Source organism: Streptomyces sp. NPDC050147 (assembly GCF_040660195.1).
In the GTDB taxonomy this organism is placed as follows: domain Bacteria; phylum Actinomycetota; class Actinomycetes; order Streptomycetales; family Streptomycetaceae; genus Streptomyces.
In genome coordinates this window covers 350,971-374,707 of the sequence record NZ_JBFALJ010000001.1, presented here as the reverse complement: position 1 = coordinate 374,707, position 23,737 = coordinate 350,971, and the positions used below count along the sequence as shown (strand labels likewise).

Below are 23,737 nucleotides of genomic sequence, written 5' to 3'. Positions count from 1 at the left end.
CTTCTGGCGGTCGTCTACTGGTGCCCGCCGGCATCCCCTGCCAGCGGGCGCCAGTACTGGCCCTTGCCCTCGTCCCGTACGACGTATCCCAGGCCCTGCATCGTCTCGGCGAGGTCCCGGGCGTCCTCCGCGACCTTGTTCTTCAGCGCGGCCTTCCGTGCCGCGAGGACCGCGTGCGCCTCGGCGGGCAGGCCGGGGGCGCCGGGGATCCAGCGGTGGAACAGGGCCGCGTGCGGGTCGGCGTCCTGCCACGGGTAGCCGTGCGAGCGAAACGCCCTGGCCAGGGCCGGAGCCGGTGTCTTGTGGACGCCCCTGACGAACTCGCGTGACGTCTCGTCCAAGACCACGAGTTCCTTGCCGTCCAGGAACACCGCGCAAACGCGTGCGCGTTCCATGGTCCGCGTCCGGTCGTGCTGCTCGGCCACCAGCTCCTGGTCGGTCAGCCGCAGCTTCAGGGTCTCGACGTGCTCCGTGACGGCGATGAGGAGCCCGGCGACCAGACCGACGCCCGACACGATCGCCGTCTGCCACGGCTTGTCCAGTGACCCGACGAACGTGATGCCGTCCCGCCAGGGCAGCACCGGCAGGCCGGTCAGCCAACGGGCCAGCGGCGGCAGGGCGATGCCGAGCAGGAGACCGAGGACCGGCATGCCGATGAGGATGGTCAGCAGGTCACCGCGCGGGTAACCGAGGACCGTCGTCCGGCCCTTGCTGAGCGGGACGGGGCTGCCGAGGCTCTCTTCGCTGGTCATGTTCGCGACGCTAGGCGAGCGCGTGGCCGCGGGGCAGCCGCCGAAAGTCGATGGGTGGGCAGACTTCGGTCGGTATCGCGGCTGTGGGACCGCGCCGAGCCGTCGATAAATGCGTTGCCGCCGCCCGCGCCTTCTCCTACCGTGCCGATCATGCTGCCCGCCGTGGACACCGACGAGCAATGGGACATCGTCGTCCCCGACGAAGCCGTCATGCGGCCGGGAGTCGAGGACCTGTGCCACCGCCTCGGCCTCACCGGAGCGCCCCTCGACCGGTTCACGGAAGGGACACAGCCCGTCTACGCCGTCGGAGACGACCTCGTGCTGAAGCTCTTCCCCGGCGCGGTCGCCGACGACGGCCTCGTCGAGGAGCGGGTGTTGAGCCGTCTCCAGGGCCAACTCCCCGTTCCCACACCGCGGGTGCACGCGTCCGGGGCGTACGAGAACGGCTGGCGGTACGTGCTGATGTCCCGGCTGCCCGGCGAAGACCTCGCCGCCGCCTGGCCGCGCATCCCGCGCGCCGACCGGGAGCGGCTGGTCACCGAGGCCGGCGAGGCGCTGGCCGCGCTGCACGCACTGGATCCGGGGCCCCTCACCGATGTGCTCGGTCCCGGCGACTGGGGAGCCTTCCTGGACAGGCAGCGGGCCGGGGCCGTCGCGCGGCAGCGCAAGCTCGGGCTGCCGGAGAGCTGGGTGGAGCAGATCCCCGACTTCCTGGACGCGGTGCCGCTGCGTGCCGACGCGCCGCGGGTCCTCCTGCACACCGAGTTCATGCGCCGGCATCTGCTGGTCGGCCCCGTCGGCGGGGCGAGGCGGCTCGGGCTCACCGGGCTCTTCGACTTCGAGCCCGCCATGATCGGGGACAGGGCGTACGACTTCGTGGGCGTCGGCCTCTTCGTCACGCGCGCGGAGCCGGGTCTCCTGGGCCGGTTCATGCGGGCGTACGGCCGCACCTTCGAGCCGCGCGAACTCCTCGCGCACACCCTGCTCCACGTCTACAGCAGCCTGCCCTGGTACCTGCGGGAGCTGCCCGCCCCGCCGGAGCCGACGCTCGACGCGCTGGCCCGGACGTGGTTCGACGGCGGCGACGGCTGAGCCCGAAAGGCCGCCCTCAGCCCACCGGCATCAAGGTCAGATACGCCAGGCCGAGCACCTGGCGGTAGCCCCGCAGCCAGGTGGAGCGCTGACGGTCGACCTTCTCGCGGGTCTCGGCGGCCAGCGGGTGGCCGGGGTGGGTGGCCAGCCATTCCTCCACGTCCGTGCGGTAGCCGGACTCGAACTCCTCCCACTCCTCCGTGCTCGCCGTCTCCACCCACAGGGGACGGAAGCCCGCGGCGATCGCCGCGTCGACGAGGTCACCGAGGAAGAGGTGTTCGCCGGTGTGGGCGCCCGGCCACATCCCGGCGAGTTCGTCGGAGGTGGGCGTGCGCTGCCAGAACCCCTCGCCGAGCACGACGCGCCCGCCGGGAGTGACCAGACGCCGCAGGGCGCGCAGGGCCGCCTCGGTGTGGCCGGGCGGTTCGGCGGAGCTGAGCGCGTGGCTCGAGCCCAGGCAGAGCACGAGGTCGGCGGGCCCGCGGGTGGTGTCCGTCGCCGACTCCTCGACGAAGGAGACGCGCTCGGCCAGACCGCGCTCCTTGGCCGCGGCACGGCCCCTGGCCAGGTCATCGGCCGACAGGTCGACGCCCACGCCGGTGGCGTCCGGGGCGGCCTCAAGGACGCGGAGCAGCAACTCGCCCCAACCGCAGCCGAGATCGAGGACCGAGCCGGTGCCCGGTGTGACGCGCTCGACGAGGCGCGTGGCCCGCGCCTCGGAGAGCGGGCCGTGGAAGGTCAGGCCGGTGAGGCGGGGCGGCAGGTTCTGGGCGGGGGCATCAGTCATGATCGGGGACGTTAACCGGTCGACTCCGCTCGGGACCAGTGACTTTCGCGGCGATGCGGCAGCGGCTGATCGCCGGGGCGCCGGACTCGTTGCGCCGGGGCGCCGCCTCCGGGCCTGCGTCCCCCGGTCGGCATGCGGCACAAGACGCCGTACAGACACGCCGAGTCGGTCCAGCTCTCGCGCGACTCCGCGCGACGCCGCCCCCTACTCATCGACCAGGGCCGTCTGCCCAATGACCGGCATGACCGGCATGACCGGCGTGACCGGGGCGGTCCCGCCCCTGTACACGAGCAGCCGGAGTGCCGTCCCGACGACGAGGGCTCGCCACGGCGGCCCGTGTCAGGTCTCGTCCGCCCTCGACGCGCTCTCCTGACCCCGTACGTTCTTCGCCCGCGAACCCACCGAGACGAGCACCCCCACCGCCGTGCCCGCCAGGGCCGCCGGCACCATCCAGTTGCGGTTGAAGGAGTGGCCGAGCGCGTGGTCGAGGGAGTAGGCACCGGGGCCGGTGACGGCGAGGGTGGCGGCGACCATGCCGAGGAACGCCGGGTACTCGTAGCCGCCGGCCTGGCTGAAGAATCCGTTGGGGGCGTGCACCGCGGTCGCCCCGGCCATGGCACCGGCCGCCGCGGAACCGGCGGCGGGGGTCGCGAGGCCCAGCGCGAGCAGGGTGCCGCCGCCCGCCTCGGCGAGCCCGGCGACGACGGCGTTCGCCTTGCCGGGCGCGAAGCCGATGGACTCCATGAAGGCGCCGGTGCCCGCGATGCCGTGGCCGCCGAACCAGCCGAAAAGCTTCTGGGCGCCGTGGGCGGCGAGGACACCGCCGGTTCCGACGCGGAGCAGCAGAAGGCCCAGGTCGCGTCGGTCGAAGCAGGAAGAGGTCATGGCGCTGTCTCCTGAGGGCCGGGGGAGGGGAGTCTCTTTTCCCTCACCACCGTCCGTCAGGGCCCGGCCGCGCACCCCGCTCGAGCGGCCGTACGGGTGACCACGTCCGGTGGCGAGGCGGAGCCGGCGGTGTGACGGTGAGTGCATGAGCACCCAGGTAAACCGGCTCGTCGACCCGACGGTCCGAGCCTTCGTCACCGCCGTGAACGCCCATGACCAGGCCGCTTTCCAGGCTGTCCTCGCGCCGGACGTGACCATGTCCGACGACGGCTCCGAGCGGAACGTCGCCGACTGGGCGGACCGCGAGATCTTCTCCTCGAACGGCCACATGGAGGTGGAGAACGAGTCGGACGGCGGACGCGCGCTGATCGTCACGTACCGCAACGACACGTGGGGGGAGATGCGGACGAAGTGGCAGTTCACCGTCGACGGCGGGAAGGTCACCCGGTTCGAGACGGGGCAGGCCTGAGACCCACGGCTTGAAACCCACCGCCTCAGACCCACCGCCTCAGACCCACCGCCTCAGACCCACGGCCTGTAACCGTGGGCGCGTAGGTCTTGTCTTCGCGTGCGCTTCAACTCCTAGTGTCCGTCGGCATGGAGACGACTCGCAGGACGACGACACACAGGACGACGACACGCAGGACATTGGGGCGCAGCGGCATCGAGGTCAGTGCGCTCGGCCTCGGCTGCTGGGCCATCGGCGGCGAGTGGTCGGGCCCCGACGGGCAGCCGTACGGCTGGGGCGCCGTCGACGACGAGGAGTCGGTACGGGCGATCCGGCGGGCTGTCGACCTCGGCGTCACCTTCTTCGACACCGCGGACAACTACGGGACCGGGCACAGCGAGCGCGTCCTGGCGCGTGCTCTCGGCGCACGCCGTGACGACGTCGTCATCGCCACGAAGTGGGGGAACCTCTTCGACGAGGAGACGCGGACCGCGGTCGGGGGCGCGGACGACTCGGTCGCGTACGCACGCCGTGCGCTGACGGCCTCGCTGAAGCGGCTCGGCACGGACCACATCGACCTCTACCAGTTGCACATCGGCGACGCGGAACCGGAGCGGGCCGCCCAACTCCGGGACGCCTGCGAGGAGTTCGTGCGGGAGGGGCTCATCCGGGCCTACGGGTGGAGCACGGACGACCCGGACCGTGCGGCGCTGTTCGCCGAGGGGCCGCACTGTACGGCGGTCCAGCATCGCTGCAATGTGCTGCAGGACGCGCCGAAGATGCTGGCGCTCTGTACGGAGCTGGGGCTCGCGAGCGTGCTGCGGAGTCCGTTGGCGATGGGACTGCTGACCGGGAAGTTCGGCGCCGGGCGTGTGCCGGGGGCCGGGGACATCCGCAGCGCGCCGCCCGCGTGGCTGCCGGGCTTCGGGACGGGCGGGGGCGCGGACCCCGAGTGGCTGGGGCGGGTGGACGCGGTGCGGTCGGTGCTGACCGGCGGCGGGCGGACTCTCGCGCAGGGCGCGCTCGCCTGGCTCTGGGCCCGAAGCCCGCTGGCCGTGCCCGTCCCGGGGTTCCGGACCGTGGCGCAGGTCGAGGAGAACGTGGGCGCGCTGGAGCACGGGCCGCTGACCGCGGACGAGTTGGGGGAGGTCGAGCGGATCCTGGGCGGGGTGCGCGAGGCGGCCGGGGAGTAGGAGCAGTTCGCCGGGCCTTCGTGGCGGGGCCCAGGCGGCTGTCGCGGGGCGTCATGTCACAGGGCAGCCGTTCCGTGGGGCCGGCCCATCCCGCGGCTTGCCGCGGGCCCCGCCGGCCGCCACGGAGCGGCTGCCCTGCCCCCTCCCCCATGCACAGCGGCAGGTGTGGCAGGTATGCCGTCAGTGGCCCGTGTGCCGTCAGTGGCAGCTCTTGTAACCGGGGTTGCTGTTCGTCCAGGAGCAGGAGTCCTTGAGCGAACCGCTCGGCTTGATGAGGCGGGCCTTGTCGCTGGTGTTGTTCCAGACGTACGAGCCGCGGCCCCAATAGCGGACGCCGGACGCGTTGGTGCCCTTGCCGGTGCGGACCTTGACCGTCTTGCCGGCGCCGATCTTGTAGCTGCCGAAGGTGTACGTGTAGCCGGTGTTGTCCTTCAGCTTGTAGCCCTTGAGCTGGATCGCCGAGCCGGAGCTGTTGTGGATGTTCACCCACTCCGCGTTCAGCGAGGAGTTGGAACGGGTGTCCCGGCCCGGGCTGTCGAACTGGATGTAGCCGAGGTGCAGTCCGCCCTGGTGGCGCGCGGCCGCGGTCGCCGGGGACGCGGCGAGCAGAGGGGCCGCGAGTGCGGCTGCGGCGAGGACGGCCGGGGCCGCGGAACGTATGCGCAAAGTGTGCTCCGAGAGTGCTGGGAATATGGAGTTCTCGTGGAGGGCACGCCGAGCATACGGGGGTTGATGCGCGTAATTGTCGCGGTACTTCTCATTCCGTTTGGGGAGATGTGGGCCGACCGTGAACGGGGGTCACGGTCGGCCACGAGGGGGCGGGTGTGGCTAACCCCGCCCGATGAAAGGCATGTTCGTCGCGAGCACCGTCGCGAACTGGACGTTCGCCTCCAGCGGCAGCTCCGCCATATGGCGCACCGTCCGCGCCACGTCCGACACGTCCATCACCGGCTCGGGAGCCAGCTCTCCGTTGGCCTGGAGGATGCCGGCCCGCATCTGCTCGGTCATGTCCGTCGCCGCGTTGCCGATGTCGATCTGACCGCAGGCGATCCGGTAGGGGCGGCCGTCCAGGGACAGGGACTTCGTCAGGCCGGTCAGCGCGTGCTTCGTCGCCGTGTACGCGATGGAGCGCGGGCGCGGCACGTGCGCGGAGATGGAGCCGTTGTTGATGATCCGGCCGCCCTGCGGGTCCTGCTCCTTCATCTGCCGGAAGGCCGCCTGCGCGCAGAGGAACGCGCCGTTGAGGTTCGTGTCGACGACGTGCCGCCACGCGTCGTACTCCAGTTCGTCGACGGGTACGCCGCCGGGGCCGAACGTACCGGCGTTGTTGAAGAGGAGATCGAGCCGGCCGAAGCCTTCGCGCACGGCCGAGAAGAGCGCGGCCACGTCCTCGGGCCGTGAGACGTCGGTGCGCACGCACAGGGCGTCGGTCTCGGCCGGGGCGTTCACCTCGGTGGAGTCCTCGGCGTGCGGGACGGCACGCACCGCGGCGCCCTCCGACACCCCCGCGGCGATGGCCGCCGTCTCCTCCAGCGTCTCCTTGCGGCGCCCCGCGAGCGCCACGGACCATCCGGCCCGCAGCAGTTCCACGGCCACGGACCGGCCGATTCCGGAGCCCGCGCCGGTCACCACGGCGGTCTTCGTTCGCCCGGTCGGGTGCCCGTTCGGATGTCCAGTCAACTCTGCGTTCATGGCCCCGCAGCGTACGGGAGGTCCGTCCATATGGTCATCATCCGACCGCCATGCGGGTGTTGTGTACGCGACAGTCGCGCGTCGTCGCCCCCCACTTGCATGCCCGTGACACCAAATCGTCAGGGGAGGGCCATATGACACCCACAGGCCAGCAGGACACAACCGAGCTACGAGCCGCCGCGCGCCACCTGGGCCGCCGGCGCTTCCTGACCGTCACCGGCGCCGCGGCCGCGCTCGCGTTCGCCACCAATCTGCCCACGGCGGGCGCGGCGTCCGCCGCCGAGATGGACGCGCGCAAGATCGCCGACGATCCGTTCACCCTCGGCGTCGCGTCCGGCGACCCGCAGTCCGACTCGGTCCTGCTCTGGACCCGCCTCGCCCCTGACCCGTACGAACCGGGCGGCGGACTGCCGAACCAGCGCGTCGTCGTCCAGTGGGAGCTTGCCCACGACGCCCTTTTCCGGCGTGTCGTCAGAAGCGGTTTCGAGATGGCCCACCCCGAGTACAACCACACGTTGCACGTCGAGGTGGACTTCCTGGAGGCGGGACGGCCCTACTACTTCCGGTTCAAGACGGGGAAGTGGATCAGCGAGACGGGCCGGACCCGCACCGCGCCCGCGGAGGGCAGCAGGGTGAGCTCCCTGAAGTTCGCCGCGGTGTCCTGCCAGGCGTACCACGACGGCTACTTCACCGCGCACAGACACTTGGCGAAGGACGACGTCGATGTCGTCTTCCACCTCGGCGACTACCTCTACGAGTACGCGGTGAACTCGGTCGGCGGCGCCCGCAACTACACCGACCGCACGCTGCCCGACGTCTTCAACCGCGAGACGCAGACGCTGGAGGACTACCGCCTGCGGTACGCCCTCTACAAGACCGACCCGGACCTGCGCGCCTCGCACGCGGCGCACCCCTTCGTCGTCACCTGGGACGACCACGAGACCGAGAACAACTACGCGGACGACCTCGACGAGAACGGCAGCCCGCCCGCCGAGTTCCTGGTGCGCCGCGCCGCCGCCTACCGCGCGTACTGGGAGAACCTGCCGCTGCGCAGCCCCCAGCAGCCCGTCGGCCCCGACCTGCAGCTCTACCGCCGCCTGCAGTGGGGCCGGCTCGCGCAGTTCGACATCCTGGACACGCGGCAGTACCGCTCCAACCAGGCCTACGGCGACGGCGCCGACGTGCCGGGACCCGAGTCCACGGACCCCAAGCGCACCATCACGGGAGCCACGCAGGAGCGCTGGCTCATCAACGGCTGGCGCGACTCGGACGCGGTATGGAATGTCATGCCGCAGCAGGTCAACTTCTCGCAGCGGAAGCTGGACCTCAACGCGGTGGCGAAGCTCAGCATGGACGCCTGGGACGGATACCCGGCATCCCGCGACCGCGTCCTCGCGGGCGCGGCGTCCGCCGGGATCGAGAACCTGATGGTGCTCACGGGCGACGTGCACGTCGGATACGCCTACGACATCAAGGCCGACTTCGGCGACCAGAAGTCCAAGACGGTCGGCACGGAGATCGTCGCCACGTCCATCGCCAGCGGCAGGGACGGCGCCGAGAAGCCGCCGACGTGGGACACCTACACCAAGGCCAACCCGCACATGAAGTTCTACAACGGGCGGCGCGGCTACGTCACCGTGGACCTCGGCCTGAAGTCCGCGCGCGCCGACTTCAAGACGGTCTCGGCGGTGACGACGCCCGGGGCGCCCATCACGACGGCGGCGTCCTTCGTGACGGAGGCGGGGAACCCGGGTCTGAAGCCCGCGTGACCCGGCGGGCTTCAGGTCCCTAGCTCCGCGGGGGTGCGCTCACTCGCCCGGGTAGCGCACCCCGATCCGCTCCCGCACCGCGTCCAGGGTCCGCATCACCGCGAGGGTGCCGTCCAGCGGGACGAGGGGGGACTCGGTGTCGCCGGCGCGCAGGCGGTGCATCACCTCGGCCGCCTCGTGCTTGAGGCTGTCGCGGGGGCCGTACTCGGGGGAGGCGACGAACTCCTCCGGGTCGCGGCCGTCGCGGTGCAGCACGAAGCGTTCCGGGAAGAAGAAGCCGTTCGGGATGTCGATGCGGCCCAGCGAACCGGTGACGGACGCGGTGACCGGGGTGCCCGCGTTGATGGAGCAGTGCAACAAGGCCTGAGCACCGCTCTCGTACGAGAGCAGCATTCCGGTCTGGAGATCGACGCCCTCGTCCGAGAGCGTCGCTCTCGCACTCACCCCCGAAGCCTCACCGAGCAGCAGCTGCGCGAAGGACACCGGGTACACCCCGAGGTCGAGCAGCGAGCCACCGCCCTGCGCCGGGTCACGCAGACGGTGCGCCGGCGGGAAGGGCCCCGCGAGGCCGAAGTCGGCCTGCACGGTCCGCACCTCGCCGATCGCCCCGTCGGCGACCAGCGCCTTCATCCGCCGGATCAGCGGATGGCAGTACATCCACATGGCCTCCATCAGGAAGAGGCCGCGCCGCCGGGCGAGCGTCACCAGCTCCCGGGCCTCCCGCGCGTTCAGCGTGAACGCCTTCTCGCACAGCACCGCGCGGCCGGACTCCAGGCAGAGCCCCGCCGCCGTGCGGTGCGAGGCGTGCGGCGTCGCCACGTACACGACGTCGACGTCCTCGTCCTCGGCGAGCGCGCCCCACTCCCCGTAGGCGCGCGATATCCCGAACCGCTCGGCGAACGCCTTCGCCGACGCGTCGGTCCGCGAGGCGACCGCGACGACCTCGGCGTCCGGCATGTCGAGGAGGTTCGCCGTGAACGATGCGGCGATCCCGCCCGTGGCGAGGATGCCCCAACGCACGGGCTCACGGTTGTCTTCCACTACTGGGGCCCCTGTTCGTACAGCCGGAGTCATGCGAAGTACCGCGGCGTACCGCGGAAATGGTCTCAACCAGCACAGCTGAGCTGAGAGCATAGGTAATCGCACGCCTAATCGGGAGGGAATCCGCATGCCGGAGCACGGCAGCCGCGTCACGAGTGGGTCCGAAGGCCCCCTCATACGGCAGTCAGAGAGGGCGAGGAAGGGCCCGGCACCCGACACCGTGGCCCGCGCCGCCCAGCGTCGCACCGGCCTCCTCGTCACTCTCATGCTCGGCGGCCTGACCGCGGTGCCGCCGCTCTCCATGGACATGTACCTCCCGGCGCTCCCGGAGGTCACCCGCTCGCTGCACACGTCCGCCGCGACCGCGCAGCTGACCCTCACCGCCTGCCTCGCCGGCATGGCCTTCGGGCAGCTCGTCGTCGGGCCGATGAGCGACAAGTGGGGGCGGCGCAGGCCGCTGCTCATCGGGCTCCTCGTCTACATCGTCGCCACCGCGATCTGCGCGTTCGCGCCCACCGCCGAACTCCTCATCGGCTTCCGCCTTCTGCAGGGCCTCGCGGGCGCCGCGGGCATCGTCATCGCCCGAGCCGTCGTCCGCGATCTCTACGACGGTGTGGAGATGGCCCGCTTCTTCTCCACCCTCATGCTGATCTCCGGGGTCGCCCCGGTCATCGCGCCGGTCGTCGGCGGCCAGGTCCTGCGCTTCACGGACTGGCGCGGCATCTTCGCCGTGCTCACGGTCATCGGCATCGCCCTGACGGCGGTGGTCTGGCGGCGCCTGCCCGAGACGCTCGCCCCCGACAAGCGGCACAGCGGCGGCACCGTCGAGGCGCTGCGCACCATGAAGTCGCTCCTCGCCGACCGCGTCTTCACCGGCTACATGGTCGCGGGCGGCTTCGCGTTCGCCGCGCTGTTCGCGTACGTCTCCGCGTCGCCGTTCGTCATCCAGGAGATCTACGGGGCGTCACCGCAGACCTTCAGCCTGCTCTTCGGCGTGAACTCCATCGGCCTGATCGCCGTCGGACAGATCAACGGCAAGATCCTCGTCGGCCGCGTCAGCCTCGACAAGGTGCTCACCTTCGGCCTGAGCGTCATCGTCCTCGCGGCCGCCGCGCTGCTGCTCATGACGTCGGGCGTCTTCGGTGACGTCGGCCTGTTCCCCGTCGCGGCCGGGCTCTTCGTCCTGATGTCGGCGATGGGCCTCGCGATGCCCAACACGAACGCCCTCGCCCTGATGCGCACCCCGCACGCCGCGGGGTCCGCGTCGGCGCTGCTCGGCACGTCCTCGTTCCTCGTCGGCGCGATCGCGTCCCCGCTGGTGGGCATCGCGGGCGAGGCCACGGCCGTGCCGATGGCCGTCGTCCAGCTCGTCTGCGGCCTTGCGGCCATCGGCTGCTACTTGGGACTGTGCCGCCCCTGGCAGTACTCGGCCAGACCGACTCGGGAGGGGACGGACCACTGACCGCGCCACGCCTCCTGCGCGCCGGCTCGCCGGACCGTGCGGGGCTCGACACGGACGAGATGGCCCACCTCGTACGCGAGGTGCGCGCGCTGACGCGCGGCGAGCGGCCCTGGTGCGCCGGTGCCGTCGTGCTCGCCGGACGTGGCCCGGTGATCGCCGTCGAGGAGGCGGTGGGCCGCGCGGTGCGTTATGCCGCGTACGACCCGGAGAAGGACGCGGGCGTCGAACTTCCGCCCGCGCAGCAGGTGTTGACCCGCACCGGCACCCCCTTCGACCTGGCCTCGCTCACCAAGCTGTTCACCACGGTCGCCGCGATGCAGCAGCTGGAGCGCGGCACGCTCGGCATCGACGCGCTGGTCTCCGCGTACGTCCCCGAGTTCACGGCGGCGGCCGAGCACGGCATCACGGTGCGCCGGCTGCTCACGCACACCTCGGGACTGCGCCCCGAGCTCCCGCTGTACGACTGCCCGGACGACGCCGCGCGCTTCGCCGCCCTGCGCGCGGAGGTCCCGTCGAGTCCGCCGGGCGACCACCTCTACTCCGACCTGAACATGCTGCTCCTCCAGCACGTCCTGGAGCGCCTCACGCGCCGCCCGCTCGACGTGCTCGTCCGCGAGGGCATCACCCGGCCGCTCGGCATGGCCGCCACCGGCTTCGGGCCGCGCCCCGACGCCGCCGCCACCGAGGACCAGCGCAAGCCGTGGGCGAAGGCCGACCGGGGGATGCTGCGGGGCGAGGTGCACGACGAGAACGCCTGGGCGCTCGGCGGCGTCGCGGGCCACGCCGGGCTCTTCTCCACCGCACGCGACCTCGCGGTCTTCTGCCGCGCGCTGCTGTGTGGCGGCTCGTACGGTACGGCGCGGATCCTCGGCCCGGACTTCGTGGAGCTGATGCTTACGCCGCCGGGGCTCGGGTTCGGCCTCGACCAGGCCTGGTTCATGGGGGAGCTCGCGGGCCGCGGGGCGGCGGGGCACACGGGGTTCACCGGGACGTCGCTGGTGATGGACCCGGCCACGGACACGTTCCTGATCCTCCTGGCCAACACGGTCCACCCGCGGCGCGGGTCTGCCGACAGCGGGCCTCGGGCCCGGGCGGCCACGCGCCTGGCCCGCGCGGCGCGCTGAGCGGGGCTCGGCCTGCGCGGGCAGCGGGTGCGGATTGCGCAGTTCCCCGCGCCCCTGAAGGGGCCCGATCGTCCCCCCGCGGCGGAGCTGCCCCTGGCGGGGCGGCGCGGGCTCGTCCCTTCCGCCCCTAGAATCACTGGGTGAACGCCCCGACTTTTCCGGCATCCCCGGCCGCGACCCTGCGCACCGCCCTCGCGGGGCTCCTCGACGGGCTGCCGCCCAAGCAGGCCGCGCACGCCGTCGACCGGCTGATCGCCAACTACCGGGGGCACACCCCGACCGACGTCCCGATCCTGCGTGACCGTGCGGACGTGGCCGCGTACGCCGCCTACCGCATGCCCGCGACCTTCGAGGCCGTGCGTTCCGCGCTCGGGGCCCTCGCGGACGCGGCGCCCGCGGGATGGGCGCCCGGCAGCCATGTGGACGTCGGCGGCGGGACCGGCGCGGCGACCTGGGCGGTGAGCGCGACCTGGGACGGCGAGCGGCCCGTCACGGTCCTCGACTGGGCCGAGCCCGCCCTCGCCCTGGGGCGTGAACTGGCCGCCACGAACCCGTGGTTGAAGTCCGCGCGGTGGCAGCGCTCTCGTATCGGATCGGCGCTCAGCATCGAGAGCACTGATCTCGTCACGGTGTCGTACGTCCTCGGGGAGCTGACCGAGGACGACCGCCGCTCGGTCGTGGACGTGGCGGCGGCAGCGGCACAGCAGGCCGTCGTGATCATCGAGCCGGGCACCCCCGACGGCTACGCGCGCGTCATCGAGGCCCGCGACCGGCTGATCGCCGCCGGTTTCCGCGTGGCCGCACCCTGCCCGCACAGCTCCGCCTGCCCGATCGTCCCCGGCGAGGACTGGTGCCACTTCTCGGCCCGCGTCAGCCGCTCCTCCCTGCACCGGAAGGTCAAGGGCGGCTCACTGGCGTACGAGGACGAGAAGTTCAGCTACGTGGCGGCGGTCCGCTTCGACGCCGGTCCGGCCGAAAAGCGCGTCGTGCGCAAGCCGCAGATCCGCAAGGGCCAGGTCCTGCTCGACCTGTGCGCGGCGGACGAGACGCTGCACCGCGAGACGGTGACCAAGCGCCACGGCCCGCTGTACCGCGCGGCCCGCGACGCGGAGTGGGGCGACGCCTGGCCGCCCCACGGTGGCGATGGGCTAGACGCGTAGCTCCTGCGTGCAGCACTTCACGCTGCCGCCGCCCTTGAGCAGCTCGCTCAGATCCATCGCGACGGGTTCGTAGCCACGCTTCCGCAAGGGTGCGAAGAGACCGGCCGCGGCCTGCGGGATCAGCACGTGCAGGCCGTCCGAGACCGCGTTGAGCCCGAGGGCCACCGCGTCCGGCTCGTCGGCGATCAGCGCGTCGGGGAAGAGGCGCCGCAGCACCGCCTGGCTGCCCGGTGAGAACGCGGGCGGGTAGTACATGACGTCGTCCGCCGCGTCGTCGAGCACCGCGAGCGCCGTGTCCAGGTGGTAGTAGCGCGGATCGACGAGATCGAGTCCGAGGACCGGGCGGCCGAAGAACTCCTGCGCCTCCCCGTGCGACAGGGGGCTGGCCCGGAAGCCGCGCCCGGCGAGGACGTACGAGGACGTGACGGCGAAGTCGCCCTCGCCCTCGTTGATGTGCGTCGGTTCGTGGAGGTCGGTGAAGCCGTGCTCCCGGAACCACTCCAGGTGGGCGACGGCCTCGGGGCCGCGCTCCGGGTGGGCGAACCGCGCGCCGAGCACGCGGCCTCCGATGACGGTGGCGCCGTTCGCGGCGAAGACCATGTCCGGCAGGCCGGGACGCGGGGTGAGCTCCTCGACGGTGTGGCCGAGCGAGCGGTAGCGGTCGCGCAGGTCCTCCCACTGGGCGATGGCCAGGGGGACGTCGACCGGTTTCGAGGGATCCATCCAGGGGTTGATGGAGTACGTGACCTTGAAGTGTGCCGGTGAGCACATCAGATAGCGCCGGGGTGTGGCGCGACGAGGAAAACGACTCAACGAGGGCTCCTCACGTACCGCTGCGGTCAGTTGGTGCCGCAGGGGGGCAGTTGCTGCCCATGGTGCGGTCTGAGGAGCCCTCGCGCTGTGATCTGAACGGGTGGTTCGGCGAGTGGTCAACCCGGGTCCGCGGACGGTTGGCACGCCGTCCACGTGCCGGTCCACTGTCCCGGCCCACGTCCCGGCCCACGGCCCCGTCTCACGACTCGCCGCGCGCCGAGCGGCCTTCCCGCAGCTTGCGCAGCAGCTCACGCTTCTGCGCCTGCGGGCTGAGCCCGCCGCCCACCTGACCGCCGCGGCCCGCGCCGCGCAGCGCCTTGCGGGAGAGGTTGGTGCGCGTACCGCCCACGCCCAGCATGTTTCCTGCTCCGCCTCGCGACATGTGCGTACCTCCGTATCGGGAATCTTCAGCGAGACGACGCGTCTCGCTTCTTCGAATACTCTGGACGAGACGGTTCGTCTTGTCAAGCTTTAACGAGACGGCACGTCTCGGCTCGTGCGCTGCTACATTCGAGGGCATGGCCACCAAACCCACCCCCGACTCCAAGCGCCGCAGCGAACGCTCGCGCCACGCGATCTACGACGCCGCCCTCGACCTCGTCTCCGAGGTCGGCTACGGCAAGCTCACGATCGAGGCGATCGCCGCCCGCGCGGGCGTGGGCAAGCAGACGATCTACCGCTGGTGGCCGTCGAAGGGCGCCGTCCTGCTCGACGCCTTCCTCGACCTCGGCGAACAGGCCCACCAGGAGGCGAGCGACAACGTCGGCCAGCAAATGGCTCCGACCGAGATCCCGAACTCCGGAGACCTCGAGGCCGACCTCAAACTCGTCATGCGGGCCACCATCGACGAGTTCAGGAACCCCAAGTACGACGCCCCTTGGCGGGCGCTCGCCGCCGAGGGCATGCTCAACACCGAGCTCGGCGCCGAGTACGTGGAGAAGCTCCTGGAGCCCGGACTCCAGATGTACGTGCGGCGCATCGAGATCGCCAAGGAGGCCGGCCAGGTCGCGCCCGACGTCGACCCCCGCATCGCCCTGGAACTGTGGACGGGCCCGCTCGCCCAGCGCTGGCTGCAGCGCACCGGCCCGCTCACGCACGAGTACGCCGACAAGCTCGTCGAATACGCCCTCTACGGAATCGCGCCCCGCTGACCACCCCTGGCCGGCGGCGCCACGCGGGTCACACGGAGTTGACCGGCCACCCCTGGCGCGGACCGGACGCGCTCACGCCTTTGACTCCCTTCACCGGAGTCCGCGCGAGGAGACCCGGAGCGTCCGTGATCACGCCGTTGCAGCCGAGCCGCAGCACCCGGTCCCGCTGGCGCGGCGTGGTCACGGTGTGCGCCCACACCCGGGGCACCCCGGAGTGGACCGCGCGCAGGAGGTCCGCGTCCCGCGCCTTGTGATCCACGTCCAGGACGTCCACGAACGAGGCCCACTGCTCGGGCCGGTCCGTGCGCATCTGCCCCTTGGAGCGCCACAGCTGCGCGAGCAGCCCCATCCGGTGGGCGCGCGCGGCGACGCGGGGGTCGTTGGAGTTCACGAACACCGAACGCGTCAGGCCGCGGGCGCTGATCAGCGAGCCGAGCCGCCGCAGGCTGCGCGGATCCTTCGCCTCCAGCATCAGTACGATCCGCCCGCCGAAGCGGTCCAGGACCTCGGCGACCGTCGGCGGCCGCTCGGAACGCCAGCGGCCGGGCAGATCGGCGCCCGGCCGCAGCCTCACCCGGCGCCACTCGCGCAGCGTGAGCGAACTCACCGGCCCCGTCGACGTCGTCGTACGGTCCAGGGTCTCGTCGTGCAGGACCACCAGGGTGCCGTCGCGCAGTATCCGCGTGTCGACGTCGATGACCTGCGCCGTGCCGCGTTTGTAGGCCGCCACCAGTCCGGACATGCTGTTCTCCGGCACTTCGAGGGCGCCGCCGCGATGCGCGGTGTAAGTGAAGCGGGGGAGGGCGTCCACCGTCAGGGGGCCGCCTCCCCATTCGAGCGGGGCGAGTGGTCCGGCGGGCGCGGCGAGGGCCAGTGTGGTGAGGCTCATGAGCCCCGAGAGTCCCGCGAGCACAGTCCTGGTGACCATGGCGAACACGGTAGGGGGGTAAATCAATCCTTAGTACGCAATGACGCGCTATGTCACCCTGCGCCTTGCATCACCCCAGCTACCCCGGATGTGGGCTCTGGCCCCCCGAGGAGCAGGATGGTGCGACCATGGGAGATGCTTCTCGGCACACATGCGAGGTGAGGGGATTGATGGGCGCGGAGTTCGGCCGCCGGTCCGGCGGACAGAGCAGGATTTCCCAGTGGCTTCGCCGACGTCCCCGACCGGAGGACACGGCAGGCGAGGAGGCGAGCCGCGAGGCACTGCTCGTCGCCGCCGCGGCAGCGGGTCTGCCGCTCTCACCGGCCGCGCACCCCTCCGCGTACCGATGTTCCTGTGACCGCATCGGCTGTCCCACCCCCGCCAGGCACCCCATCTCCTTCGCCTGGCAGACGCAGTCCACCACCGACCGCGGGCAGATCGAGCGCTGGGCGAGGCATCAGCCGCAGGCCAACTTCATCACCGCGACCGGCATGGTCCACGACGTCCTCGACGTGCCGCTGGCCGCCGGGCGCGAGGCCCTCGCCAGGCTGCTCGCCGCCGGCGTCGAGGTGGGCCCCGTCGCCGAGTCCGAGGGCACCATGGACGAGGGGCGGATGCTCTTCTTCACGCTCACCCGCGGCACCCCCGAGGACGAGGACGAGTGGTGGCCCTGCGAGCTGGACTGCCACCCCGAGACGACGAACGAACACCCGGGCCTGCGCTGGCACTGCCGCGGTTCGTACGTCCTCGTACCGCCCGCGCGGCTCCCCGGTGACCTGGCGGTCCACTGGATCCGCGGCCCCGAGAACGAGCTCCCGGACCCGCTGACGCTTCTCGAGACGCTCACCGACGAATGCGCGCGCGTCGCGGGCGAGCCCCAGCACGACGTCGCCGCCTGGCCGATGAGGGGCTGACGCCCGCGCGCGGGGGGCCGGCCTCGGCTACTCGCCCTTCGCGCCCGTCAGTCCCTGGATACGGCTCAGGAACCTCACCTTGCCCGATCCCGCCGGGTCGACGACGACCTGGTTGGAGACGCGCTCCAGCATCACCGACTGCTTGACCTCGCCCTTCAGGAGGGGCTTCACCTCGGGCTCGACGGTGAGGTTCACGCCCTTCGCGGCGGTCTGCTTCTCGTAGTGGTGCGTCGAGAAGAAGACCATCGCCCCGCCGTCCTGGGTGCGCAGACCGACCGGCGCGAACGTTCCGTCGTTCTTCGGCTCGTCGATGTACTGGACGGCGATGCCGCGACGCTTGGTGTTCTTGTCGCGGAACGCCTTCCACGCCGACGTGTGGTCGCCCGGCGCGAACGTGTCGCCGCCCGACTTCAGATACGTCGTGTACTCCCTGCCGAGGTTCTTCGGCGCCACCGCGAGGGCCGGGGAGTTCAGCGCGACCGGCTCCGCGAGGCCGTCCTTGTCCTTCTTCAGCTCGGGCATCTTGTCCGGCGACACCAGGTTCAGGTAGGACGCCTCCCACAGCTGGTCCTTGCTGCCCTTCGTGAACACGAGCACCCAGCGCAGGTCACCCCTGCGGTTGGACTTCGTGTCCGCGACGAACCACCGGGGCCAGCCGGCCTTCTTGGGGATCGAGAACTTCGCGTCCGTCAGCTCCAGGGGCACCTGCTGGGGATTGCCGCCCGGGTTCCGCGCGCCCCGCGACTTCAGGCCCGCCTGGTTGATGGCGCCCAGCGGGCCCGTGACCCGGGCCGCGTCCAGGGCCGGGTCGTACGCCTTCTCGGCCTTGTTGTACGCGGTGAGGAAGTCCCGCAGCGCGCGGTCGGCCTCAGCCTTCGTCGCCGACGGGACGACCTCCCGCTCCCCGTGCACCGTCACGCAGCCGCTCGCCGTCACCGTCAGTACGGTGACCGTCGACGCCACCATCGCGTACCGGACCGGCCGACGCGACCGGCCGCTCCGCATCGGAGTGCGCTGCCTTGGAAGCCTGCTCATGCGTTGCGTTCACCTTCCCCTTCCCGGGCCCGAACCCTACCGGGGCGAAAAAGAACGCGAGCGTCGGGATCAGGTACAGCAGCCACACCGTGACCTGGACAACCGTCGGGTCGGGCTGGAAGTTGAAGACGCCCTTCAGGAGCGTGCCGTACCAGCTGTCCGGCGGGATCGTCGCGCTGATGTCGAACGCCTTGTTCCGCAGCCCGCCGAGGAACTCCGCCTCCTGCAGGTCATGGACTCCGTACGCGAGCACGCCCGCCGCCACGACCACCAGCATGGCGCCGGTCCAGGTGAAGAACTTCGCCAGGTTGATGCGGACCGTGCCCTGGTAGAACAGCCAGCCGAGCGCGACCGCGGTCAGCAGGCCGAGAAGCACGCCGATCAATGGCCCCGGCGTCCCGTCGTTCGAGGCCCGCACCGACGCCCACACGAACAGCGCGGTCTCCAGGCCCTCCCGGCCCACGGCGAGGAACGCCGTGGCGACCAGCGCGCCCGTGCCCATCTGGAGCGCCGCGTCCAGTTTGCCGTGCAGCTCCGCCCTGAGATGACGGGCCGTACGCCGCATCCAGAAGACCATCCACGTCACAAGGGCGACGGCGACGATCGACAGCGAACCGCCCAGCGCCTCCTGCGCCTTGAACGTCAGCTCCTGCGAACCGAAGGTCAGCGCGCAGCCGAAGCCGAGCGCGAGGGCGCACGCGACGCCGATGCCGATCCATATGGGCCTGAGCGCGTCGCGCCGCTCCGTCTTCACCAGATAGGCGATGAGGATGCAGACGACCAGGCTGGCCTCGAGGCCTTCGCGCAGGCCGATCAGGTAGTTACCGAACATGTCTGTCAGATCCCCTCAGCCGAACAGTGCCCGGCCCCACCAGTCGTCCTTGTCACGGACGCCCGGCGGGATCGCGAAGACCGCTGAACCCACGTGCTGGATGTACTCGTTGAGAACGTCGGCGCGCGCCAGGCTGCGCTGCACCGGGATGAAGCCGGTGCGCACGTCCCGCTGGTAGGCGAGGAAGAAGAGCCCCGCGTCCAGCCGCCCCAGGCCGTCGGTGCCGTCCGTGAAGGAGTAGCCGCGGCGCAGGATCGTCGCACCGTCGTTGGTGTCCGGGTGCGCGAGCCTGACGTGCGAGTCGGGCTTCATCGCCTTCAGGAACGGCTCGTCGTGCTCCTTGGCCTTGCCGACCGGGGCACCCTCGCCCTTGTCGCGCCCGAAGATGTCCTCCTGCTCACCGAGCGGAGTGCGGTCCCAGGTCTCGACGTTCATGCGGATACGACGCGCGACGAGGTACGAGCCGCCGACCATCCAGCCGGGCCCGTCCTTCTCGCCCACCCACACGTGCTCGGCGAGCGCGGAGTCGTCCTCGCCCGAGATGTTGCGGGTGCCGTCCTTGAACCCGAAGAGGTTACGAGGCGTCTGCGCGCCCGGCGTCGTGGAGGACGTCTTCCCGAAGCCGAGCTGCGACCAGCGCACGGCGACCTTGCCGAAGCCGATGCGGGCGAGGTTGCGGATGGCGTGCACGGCGACCTGCGGGTCGTCCGCACAGGCCTGCACGCACAGGTCGCCGCCGCCGCGGGTCTTGTCGAGATTGTCCCCGGGGAACTTGGGCAGATCGACGAGCGCCTCGGGCCGTCGGTCCGCCAGGCCGAACTTCTCGAAGAGACTCGGCCCGAAGCCGATGGTGAGGGTCAGCCGCGACGGCTTGAGGCCCAGCGCCTCGCCGGTGTCGTCCGGCGGCGCCTCGGTGAGACCGCCGAAGGCGCCCTCACCGACCTCGTGCCCCGCGGTCATCCGCGCCGCGGCCTTCGTCCAGTCCTTGAGGAGCTGCACGAACTGCTCGCGGTCGTCCGTCTTCACGTCGAACGCGGCGAAGTGCAGCCGGTCCTGGACGGCGGTCGCGATGCCCGCCTGATGCTTGCCGAGGAAGGCGACCGCGCCGCCCGCCGACGAGGCCGGCACGGCCTCGTCCCCGGAGCGGGCGACGGCCACCGCGCCCCCGGTGACGGCGGCACCGAGCGCGAGCCCGGCACCACCCCAGCCGAGGAGCGAACGCCGGGAAGGAGAGCCGGGGTGGCCGGAGTTGCCGGAGCTCTCGTCCTCCGGCACGGCCTCGGTGTCGTGCGTGGTCTCAGGCATCGTGCGCCCCCCCGCTGCTACTTGCCGCTCACGACGGCGGCGGCCAGCTTCGACAGCGGCTCGGCGAGCGCGTTGACGCCGTCCTGCAGCTCCTTGACGTCCGCCTTGCCGAGCTTGTCGTACGACGTGTACGTGTACGAGTCCTTGCCGCCGCCCTGGCGGTACTCGTCGAGCAGCTTGTACAGGGCCGCGAACTGCTTGTCGAGCTCCTTGGTGAGCGCCGGGTCGTTCTCCGAGGCGACGGCCTTGAGCAGGCCGTAGGCCTTCTCCGCGCCCTCGACGTTCGCCTTGAAGTCGACGAGATCGGTGTGCGAGTAGCGCTCCTCCTCGCCGGTGACCTTGCCGGTGGCGACCTCGTCGAGAAGCTCCTTGGCGCCGTTGGCCATCGAGGTCGGGGTGATCTCGGCCTTGCCGACGCGGTCCTGCCAGTCCTTGAGGTCCTTGTCCAGCCGGGTGGCGAGCTCCTTCTCGCGCTCGCCGATCTTCTTGTCCTTCCACAGGGCCCGCTCCAGACGGTGCCAGCCCGTCCAGTCCTTCTCCAGGTCCTGACCCTCCGCGAGGCCGTCCTCGCGGAGGTCGACCTTCGGGTCGATGTCACCGAAGGACTCGGCGACCGGCTCGGTGCGCTCCCAGCCGATGCGGGAGGTGGAGTACGTCTTCTTCGCGGCCTCGATGTCGCCCTCGCGGACGGCGTCGGTGAAGAGCTTCACCTTGGGCAGCGTCGCGTCGGCCTGCTCCTGCGCGTAGGCGCGGTAGTCGGCGACGGCCTTGTCCAGGCGCGGGTCGCGCTTGACGGCCTTGCCGCCGCTGACGGTGACCTTCTGGCGGATGCCGTCGCCCTTCATGCCGGGCTTGCAGGCGATCTGGTACGAGCCGGACTTCACCTCGGCGGTGAGCTTCTGCTTCGTGCCGGGGCCGATGTTCTCGCGCTCGCTGACGATGCGGTCGTCGGGGAAGAGGAGGTAGACCTCGGTGACCTTGGAGCCCTTGTTCTCGATGGCGAGCTCGACGTGCCCGGCGCTGAGCTTGGTCTTGGAGAGCTCGCACTTGTCGTCGGTCGCGGTCACCTCGACGGTGTTGGAGCCGCCCTTGGCGTCGCTCTTCTCCGTACAGCCCGTGACGGCGGTGAGGGCCGCCGCGGCCGCTGCCGCGATGGCAATGGCGGTGGTGGGACGGGCGGGGTGCATAGGGGCTCCAAGGCGGGTCACGGACATACTCCGGCGTTCCGGTGAGGGGACCCTAACTTATATGACCCTTATCTGGCTGAGGGGCAAAGCGGAGGTCAAGACGGCTCGACGTAGGAGCTGAGAATCAGCCCGGCCGGCGAGTGAGGCCGTCTTCTCGGGGGTCCAGGGGGCGGAGCCCCTTGGTTTCGGGAAGGGGCGGGATCGGGGAAGGCCCCGCAGGGACCGCCGGAACCTCCCCCCGCACCGGTGCCACCAGCGGAGCCCCCGTCCGCGGATGCGGAAACACCTCGACCGGTTGCCGGTAGACCTCGCTCAGAAGCTCCCCGGTGAACACCTCACCCGGAGGCCCCTCCGCGGCGACCGCCCCGCCCCGCAACACCGCCACCCGATCCGCGTACGCCGCCGCAAGGCCGAGATCGTGCAGCACCACGACCACCGCGTCCCCCGCGGCGGCCCGCTCCCGGCAGATCCGCAGCACCAGCTCCTGGTGGCGCAGATCGAGCGCCGCGGTCGGCTCGTCGAGCAACAGCAACGGCGCACGCTGGGCCAGCACCCGCGCCAGCGCGACCCGCGCCCGCTCGCCACCGCTGAGCGCGGAGAAGGGCCGAAGAGCGAACTCGCTCACCTCCGCGGCGGCCATCGCCTCCCGCACGACCCGGTCGTCGTCGTCCTCCCGCGCCGTCCCCGACCAAGGCGCGCGCCCCATCCGTACGACCTCCTCCACCGGGAAAGGGAAGGACAGGGCGGCCTCCTGCGGCAACACCGCCCGCCGCAGGGCGAGTTCACGGGCGGGCCACTGCGTGGCGGGCCGCCCGCAGACACGTACGACCCCTTCGTCAGCCGGAAGATCCGCGGCCAGGGCGGCCAGCAGGGTCGACTTCCCGGCCCCGTTGGGCCCGACCAGGGCGAGCACCTCACCCGCCCGCGCGGTCAAGGACACCCCGGCGAGCACCTCGCGCCCGCCGAGCCGCACCCGCAGCCCCGACGTCTCGGCGAGCACGTCACCAGGGGAGACGGGCCCCGGCAGGCAGCGCCCGGCACCGGAGGAGAACAACCGCCGCGAGATCCGCCCGATCATGCCCAACCCCCTTGCCTGCGACGGGTCCTGCGCAGCAGCCAGAAGAAGAACGGACTGCCGAAGAACGCGGTGAGCACCCCGAGCGGCAGCTCCGCGGGCGCCGCCACCGTCCGCGCCGCGAGGTCCGCGCCGACAAGGACGACCGCCCCGCCCAGCGCGCTGCCCGGCAGGAGGAAGCGGTGGCCGGGCCCCGCCGCCATCCGCAGCAGGTGCGGGACGAGGAGACCGACGAACGTGATGATCCCGGCGACGGCCACGGCGGCGGCGGTCAGCAGTGCCACCACGAGAACCAGCACGAGCCGCAGCCGCTCGACGTCGACCCCGAGGTGCCGCGCGGGCCGCTCACCGAGCGCGAGGAGGTCCAGCTTCCGTGCGTAAAGCGGCGCCACGGCGAGACCGGCCACCGCGCACGGCAGCACGGCGAGCACCTTCGGCCACGTCGACCCCGCGAGCGAACCGAGCTGCCAGAACGTGATCTGGGTGATCTGCGCGTTGTCCGCGAAGAAGACACAGAGCCCGATCAGCGCCCCCGCGAAGGCGTTCGCGGCGATCCCGGTGAGGATGAGCGTGACGACCTCCGTGCGCCCTCCGTCGCGCGAAAGGACGTACACGAGCAGGACGGTGGCGAGCCCGGTGACGAACGCGCAGACCGTCACGGTCCAGTTGCCGAAGAAGCTGAGCCCGAGCGCGATCGACGCCACCGCGCCGACGGCCGCGCCCGCCGAGATCCCGATGACACCGGGCTCGGCCAGCGGATTGCCGAACACGCCCTGCATGAGAGCGCCCGCGCACCCCAGCGACGCCCCCACGAGCAGCGCGAGCGTCACGCGCGGCAGCCGCACGTTCCACAGGACGCTCTCGCCGACCCGGTCGAGCGCGCTCCCGCCGAGACCGATCCGGTGCTGGACGGAGCTGAGGACGTCCCCGAGGGGGATGTCGTACGCGCCGATGCCGGCCGAGAGGAGGCAGAGCAGGACGAGGGCAGCCGTGAGCCCGGCGGTGAGGGAGGCGGTCGCGCCGCGCCGACGGTCCCGGTGAGCCTGCGGTTCCCGCCCGCGGGGCCCGGCGTCGGCCGTCTTGGTCAGGACG

24 protein-coding genes are annotated in these 23,737 nt (G+C 71.6%); 9 read left to right on the top strand and 15 right to left on the bottom strand.

Annotated elements, in window-relative coordinates; all coding sequences use genetic code 11:
• Positions 1-14 precede the first annotated feature (14 nt).
• Complete coding sequence (locus AB0I94_RS01690; protein WP_363307358.1) at positions 15-752, bottom strand: hypothetical protein; 738 nt, start codon at positions 750-752, stop codon at positions 15-17.
• 150 nt (positions 753-902) lie between these two features.
• Between AB0I94_RS01690 and AB0I94_RS01685 the strand changes: the two genes are divergently transcribed.
• Complete coding sequence (locus tag AB0I94_RS01685; protein WP_363307357.1) at positions 903-1,844, top strand: aminoglycoside phosphotransferase family protein; 942 nt, start codon at positions 903-905, stop codon at positions 1,842-1,844.
• Between the two features lie 16 nt (positions 1,845-1,860).
• Here the strand turns inward: AB0I94_RS01685 and AB0I94_RS01680 are convergent, their stop codons facing one another.
• Positions 1,861-2,631 carry a class I SAM-dependent methyltransferase gene (locus tag AB0I94_RS01680; protein ID WP_363307356.1) on the bottom strand — a complete coding sequence of 257 codons (771 nt, stop codon included), beginning with the start codon at positions 2,629-2,631 and terminating at the stop codon, positions 1,861-1,863.
• A 339-nt stretch (positions 2,632-2,970) separates the two neighbouring features.
• On the bottom strand, positions 2,971-3,516 hold the full coding sequence (locus tag AB0I94_RS01675; RefSeq protein WP_363307355.1) for a DoxX family protein: 546 nt from the start codon (positions 3,514-3,516) through the stop codon (positions 2,971-2,973).
• A gap of 145 nt (positions 3,517-3,661) precedes the next feature.
• Here AB0I94_RS01675 and AB0I94_RS01670 point away from each other — a divergent pair, with 145 nt between their 5' ends.
• Entirely contained in the window at positions 3,662-3,985 is a 324-nt protein-coding gene (locus AB0I94_RS01670; protein ID WP_363307354.1) for a nuclear transport factor 2 family protein, read from the top strand.
• Between the two features lie 128 nt (positions 3,986-4,113).
• Positions 4,114-5,157, top strand: coding sequence for an aldo/keto reductase (locus AB0I94_RS01665; RefSeq protein WP_363307353.1), 1,044 nt, complete (start codon positions 4,114-4,116; stop codon positions 5,155-5,157).
• Positions 5,158-5,355: 198 nt separating this feature from the next.
• On the opposite strand, the gene AB0I94_RS01660 is transcribed toward AB0I94_RS01665, so the two are convergent.
• Both AB0I94_RS01660 and AB0I94_RS01655 read right to left on the bottom strand, forming a co-directional pair.
• On the bottom strand, positions 5,356-5,823 hold the full coding sequence (locus tag AB0I94_RS01660; protein WP_363307352.1) for a lamin tail domain-containing protein: 468 nt from the start codon (positions 5,821-5,823) through the stop codon (positions 5,356-5,358).
• Positions 5,824-5,985: 162 nt separating this feature from the next.
• Positions 5,986-6,849, bottom strand: a complete 864-nt coding sequence (locus AB0I94_RS01655; RefSeq protein ID WP_363307351.1) for an SDR family oxidoreductase — start codon at positions 6,847-6,849, stop codon at positions 5,986-5,988.
• 134 nt (positions 6,850-6,983) lie between these two features.
• On the opposite strand from AB0I94_RS01655, the gene AB0I94_RS01650 reads away from it, so the two are divergent.
• The gene (locus AB0I94_RS01650; RefSeq protein ID WP_363307350.1) at positions 6,984-8,618 is read left to right on the top strand and encodes an alkaline phosphatase D family protein; all 1,635 of its coding nucleotides are present in this window, start codon (positions 6,984-6,986) and stop codon (positions 8,616-8,618) included.
• Positions 8,619-8,657: 39 nt separating this feature from the next.
• Here the strand turns inward: AB0I94_RS01650 and AB0I94_RS01645 are convergent, their stop codons facing one another.
• A complete protein-coding gene (locus AB0I94_RS01645; RefSeq protein ID WP_363307349.1) occupies positions 8,658-9,659 on the bottom strand; it encodes a Gfo/Idh/MocA family oxidoreductase in 1,002 nt (333 codons plus the stop codon).
• 265 nt (positions 9,660-9,924) lie between these two features.
• Here AB0I94_RS01645 and AB0I94_RS01640 point away from each other — a divergent pair, with 265 nt between their 5' ends.
• The 3 genes from AB0I94_RS01640 to AB0I94_RS01630 all read left to right on the top strand — a co-directional run bounded on the left by AB0I94_RS01640 (position 9,925) and on the right by AB0I94_RS01630 (position 13,405).
• Positions 9,925-11,121 carry a multidrug effflux MFS transporter gene (locus AB0I94_RS01640; protein WP_363307730.1) on the top strand — a complete coding sequence of 399 codons (1,197 nt, stop codon included), beginning with the start codon at positions 9,925-9,927 and terminating at the stop codon, positions 11,119-11,121.
• Between the two features lie 59 nt (positions 11,122-11,180).
• A complete protein-coding gene (locus AB0I94_RS01635; RefSeq protein WP_363307729.1) occupies positions 11,181-12,245 on the top strand; it encodes a serine hydrolase domain-containing protein in 1,065 nt (354 codons plus the stop codon).
• A gap of 140 nt (positions 12,246-12,385) precedes the next feature.
• Positions 12,386-13,405, top strand: coding sequence for a small ribosomal subunit Rsm22 family protein (locus AB0I94_RS01630; RefSeq protein ID WP_363307348.1), 1,020 nt, complete (start codon positions 12,386-12,388; stop codon positions 13,403-13,405).
• On the opposite strand, the gene ddaH is transcribed toward AB0I94_RS01630, so the two are convergent.
• On the bottom strand, positions 13,394-14,176 hold the full coding sequence (ddaH, locus tag AB0I94_RS01625; protein ID WP_363307728.1) for a dimethylargininase: 783 nt from the start codon (positions 14,174-14,176) through the stop codon (positions 13,394-13,396). The two genes, AB0I94_RS01630 and ddaH, sit on opposite strands and share 12 nt — an antisense overlap.
• 241 nt (positions 14,177-14,417) lie before the next feature.
• Positions 14,418-14,600 carry a DUF6243 family protein gene (locus tag AB0I94_RS01620; RefSeq protein ID WP_363307347.1) on the bottom strand — a complete coding sequence of 61 codons (183 nt, stop codon included), beginning with the start codon at positions 14,598-14,600 and terminating at the stop codon, positions 14,418-14,420.
• 136 nt (positions 14,601-14,736) lie between these two features.
• Between AB0I94_RS01620 and AB0I94_RS01615 the strand changes: the two genes are divergently transcribed.
• Complete coding sequence (locus AB0I94_RS01615; RefSeq protein WP_363307346.1) at positions 14,737-15,369, top strand: TetR/AcrR family transcriptional regulator; 633 nt, start codon at positions 14,737-14,739, stop codon at positions 15,367-15,369.
• A 28-nt stretch (positions 15,370-15,397) separates the two neighbouring features.
• On the opposite strand, the gene AB0I94_RS01610 is transcribed toward AB0I94_RS01615, so the two are convergent.
• Positions 15,398-16,297, bottom strand: coding sequence for a glycerophosphodiester phosphodiesterase (locus tag AB0I94_RS01610; RefSeq protein WP_363307345.1), 900 nt, complete (start codon positions 16,295-16,297; stop codon positions 15,398-15,400).
• Positions 16,298-16,467: 170 nt separating this feature from the next.
• On the opposite strand from AB0I94_RS01610, the gene AB0I94_RS01605 reads away from it, so the two are divergent.
• A complete protein-coding gene (locus AB0I94_RS01605) occupies positions 16,468-17,211 on the top strand; it encodes a bifunctional DNA primase/polymerase (RefSeq protein WP_363307344.1) in 744 nt (247 codons plus the stop codon).
• 27 nt (positions 17,212-17,238) lie between these two features.
• Here AB0I94_RS01605 and AB0I94_RS01600 read toward each other — a convergent pair whose 3' ends face one another.
• The 6 genes from AB0I94_RS01600 to AB0I94_RS01575 all read right to left on the bottom strand — a co-directional run bounded on the left by AB0I94_RS01600 (position 17,239) and on the right by AB0I94_RS01575 (position 23,733).
• Complete coding sequence (locus AB0I94_RS01600; RefSeq protein ID WP_363307727.1) at positions 17,239-18,177, bottom strand: hypothetical protein; 939 nt, start codon at positions 18,175-18,177, stop codon at positions 17,239-17,241.
• Positions 18,080-19,078 (bottom strand): iron uptake transporter permease EfeU, encoded by a 999-nt coding sequence (gene efeU / locus AB0I94_RS01595; RefSeq protein ID WP_363307343.1) that lies wholly within the window; start codon positions 19,076-19,078, stop codon positions 18,080-18,082. The genes AB0I94_RS01600 and efeU overlap by 98 nt, the downstream gene beginning before the upstream one ends.
• A 15-nt stretch (positions 19,079-19,093) precedes the next feature.
• Positions 19,094-20,383, bottom strand: coding sequence for an iron uptake transporter deferrochelatase/peroxidase subunit (gene efeB / locus AB0I94_RS01590; protein WP_363307342.1), 1,290 nt, complete (start codon positions 20,381-20,383; stop codon positions 19,094-19,096).
• Between the two features lie 17 nt (positions 20,384-20,400).
• The gene (gene efeO, locus AB0I94_RS01585) at positions 20,401-21,570 is read right to left on the bottom strand and encodes an iron uptake system protein EfeO (RefSeq protein ID WP_363307341.1); all 1,170 of its coding nucleotides are present in this window, start codon (positions 21,568-21,570) and stop codon (positions 20,401-20,403) included.
• A gap of 124 nt (positions 21,571-21,694) precedes the next feature.
• The gene (locus AB0I94_RS01580; RefSeq protein WP_363307340.1) at positions 21,695-22,648 is read right to left on the bottom strand and encodes a heme ABC transporter ATP-binding protein; all 954 of its coding nucleotides are present in this window, start codon (positions 22,646-22,648) and stop codon (positions 21,695-21,697) included.
• Positions 22,645-23,733: an iron ABC transporter permease gene (locus tag AB0I94_RS01575; RefSeq protein ID WP_363307726.1), complete on the bottom strand. Its 1,089-nt coding sequence runs from the start codon at positions 23,731-23,733 to the stop codon at positions 22,645-22,647. The genes AB0I94_RS01580 and AB0I94_RS01575 overlap by 4 nt, the downstream gene beginning before the upstream one ends.
• Positions 23,734-23,737: the final 4 nt, after the last annotated feature.

Coding starts and splice junctions, on each gene's coding strand:
- AB0I94_RS01605 (WP_363307344.1), top strand. CDS start 16,468: ATGGGCGCGGAGTTCGGCCGCCGGTCCGGCGGACAGAGCAGGATTTCC.
- AB0I94_RS01685 (WP_363307357.1), top strand. CDS start 903: ATGCTGCCCGCCGTGGACACCGACGAGCAATGGGACATCGTCGTCCCC.
- efeO (WP_363307341.1), bottom strand. CDS start 21,570: ATGCACCCCGCCCGTCCCACCACCGCCATTGCCATCGCGGCAGCGGCC.
- efeB (WP_363307342.1), bottom strand. CDS start 20,383: ATGCCTGAGACCACGCACGACACCGAGGCCGTGCCGGAGGACGAGAGC.
- AB0I94_RS01680 (WP_363307356.1), bottom strand. CDS start 2,631: ATGACTGATGCCCCCGCCCAGAACCTGCCGCCCCGCCTCACCGGCCTG.
- AB0I94_RS01600 (WP_363307727.1), bottom strand. CDS start 18,177: ATGGTGGCGTCGACGGTCACCGTACTGACGGTGACGGCGAGCGGCTGC.
- AB0I94_RS01670 (WP_363307354.1), top strand. CDS start 3,662: ATGAGCACCCAGGTAAACCGGCTCGTCGACCCGACGGTCCGAGCCTTC.
- AB0I94_RS01635 (WP_363307729.1), top strand. CDS start 11,181: ATGGCCCACCTCGTACGCGAGGTGCGCGCGCTGACGCGCGGCGAGCGG.
- AB0I94_RS01655 (WP_363307351.1), bottom strand. CDS start 6,849: ATGAACGCAGAGTTGACTGGACATCCGAACGGGCACCCGACCGGGCGA.
- ddaH (WP_363307728.1), bottom strand. CDS start 14,176: ATGTGCTCACCGGCACACTTCAAGGTCACGTACTCCATCAACCCCTGG.
- efeU (WP_363307343.1), bottom strand. CDS start 19,078: ATGTTCGGTAACTACCTGATCGGCCTGCGCGAAGGCCTCGAGGCCAGC.
- AB0I94_RS01580 (WP_363307340.1), bottom strand. CDS start 22,648: ATGATCGGGCGGATCTCGCGGCGGTTGTTCTCCTCCGGTGCCGGGCGC.
- AB0I94_RS01650 (WP_363307350.1), top strand. CDS start 6,984: ATGACACCCACAGGCCAGCAGGACACAACCGAGCTACGAGCCGCCGCG.
- AB0I94_RS01620 (WP_363307347.1), bottom strand. CDS start 14,600: ATGTCGCGAGGCGGAGCAGGAAACATGCTGGGCGTGGGCGGTACGCGC.
- AB0I94_RS01615 (WP_363307346.1), top strand. CDS start 14,737: ATGGCCACCAAACCCACCCCCGACTCCAAGCGCCGCAGCGAACGCTCG.
- AB0I94_RS01675 (WP_363307355.1), bottom strand. CDS start 3,516: ATGACCTCTTCCTGCTTCGACCGACGCGACCTGGGCCTTCTGCTGCTC.
- AB0I94_RS01610 (WP_363307345.1), bottom strand. CDS start 16,297: ATGGTCACCAGGACTGTGCTCGCGGGACTCTCGGGGCTCATGAGCCTC.
- AB0I94_RS01690 (WP_363307358.1), bottom strand. CDS start 752: ATGACCAGCGAAGAGAGCCTCGGCAGCCCCGTCCCGCTCAGCAAGGGC.
- AB0I94_RS01640 (WP_363307730.1), top strand. CDS start 9,925: ATGCTCGGCGGCCTGACCGCGGTGCCGCCGCTCTCCATGGACATGTAC.
- AB0I94_RS01665 (WP_363307353.1), top strand. CDS start 4,114: ATGGAGACGACTCGCAGGACGACGACACACAGGACGACGACACGCAGG.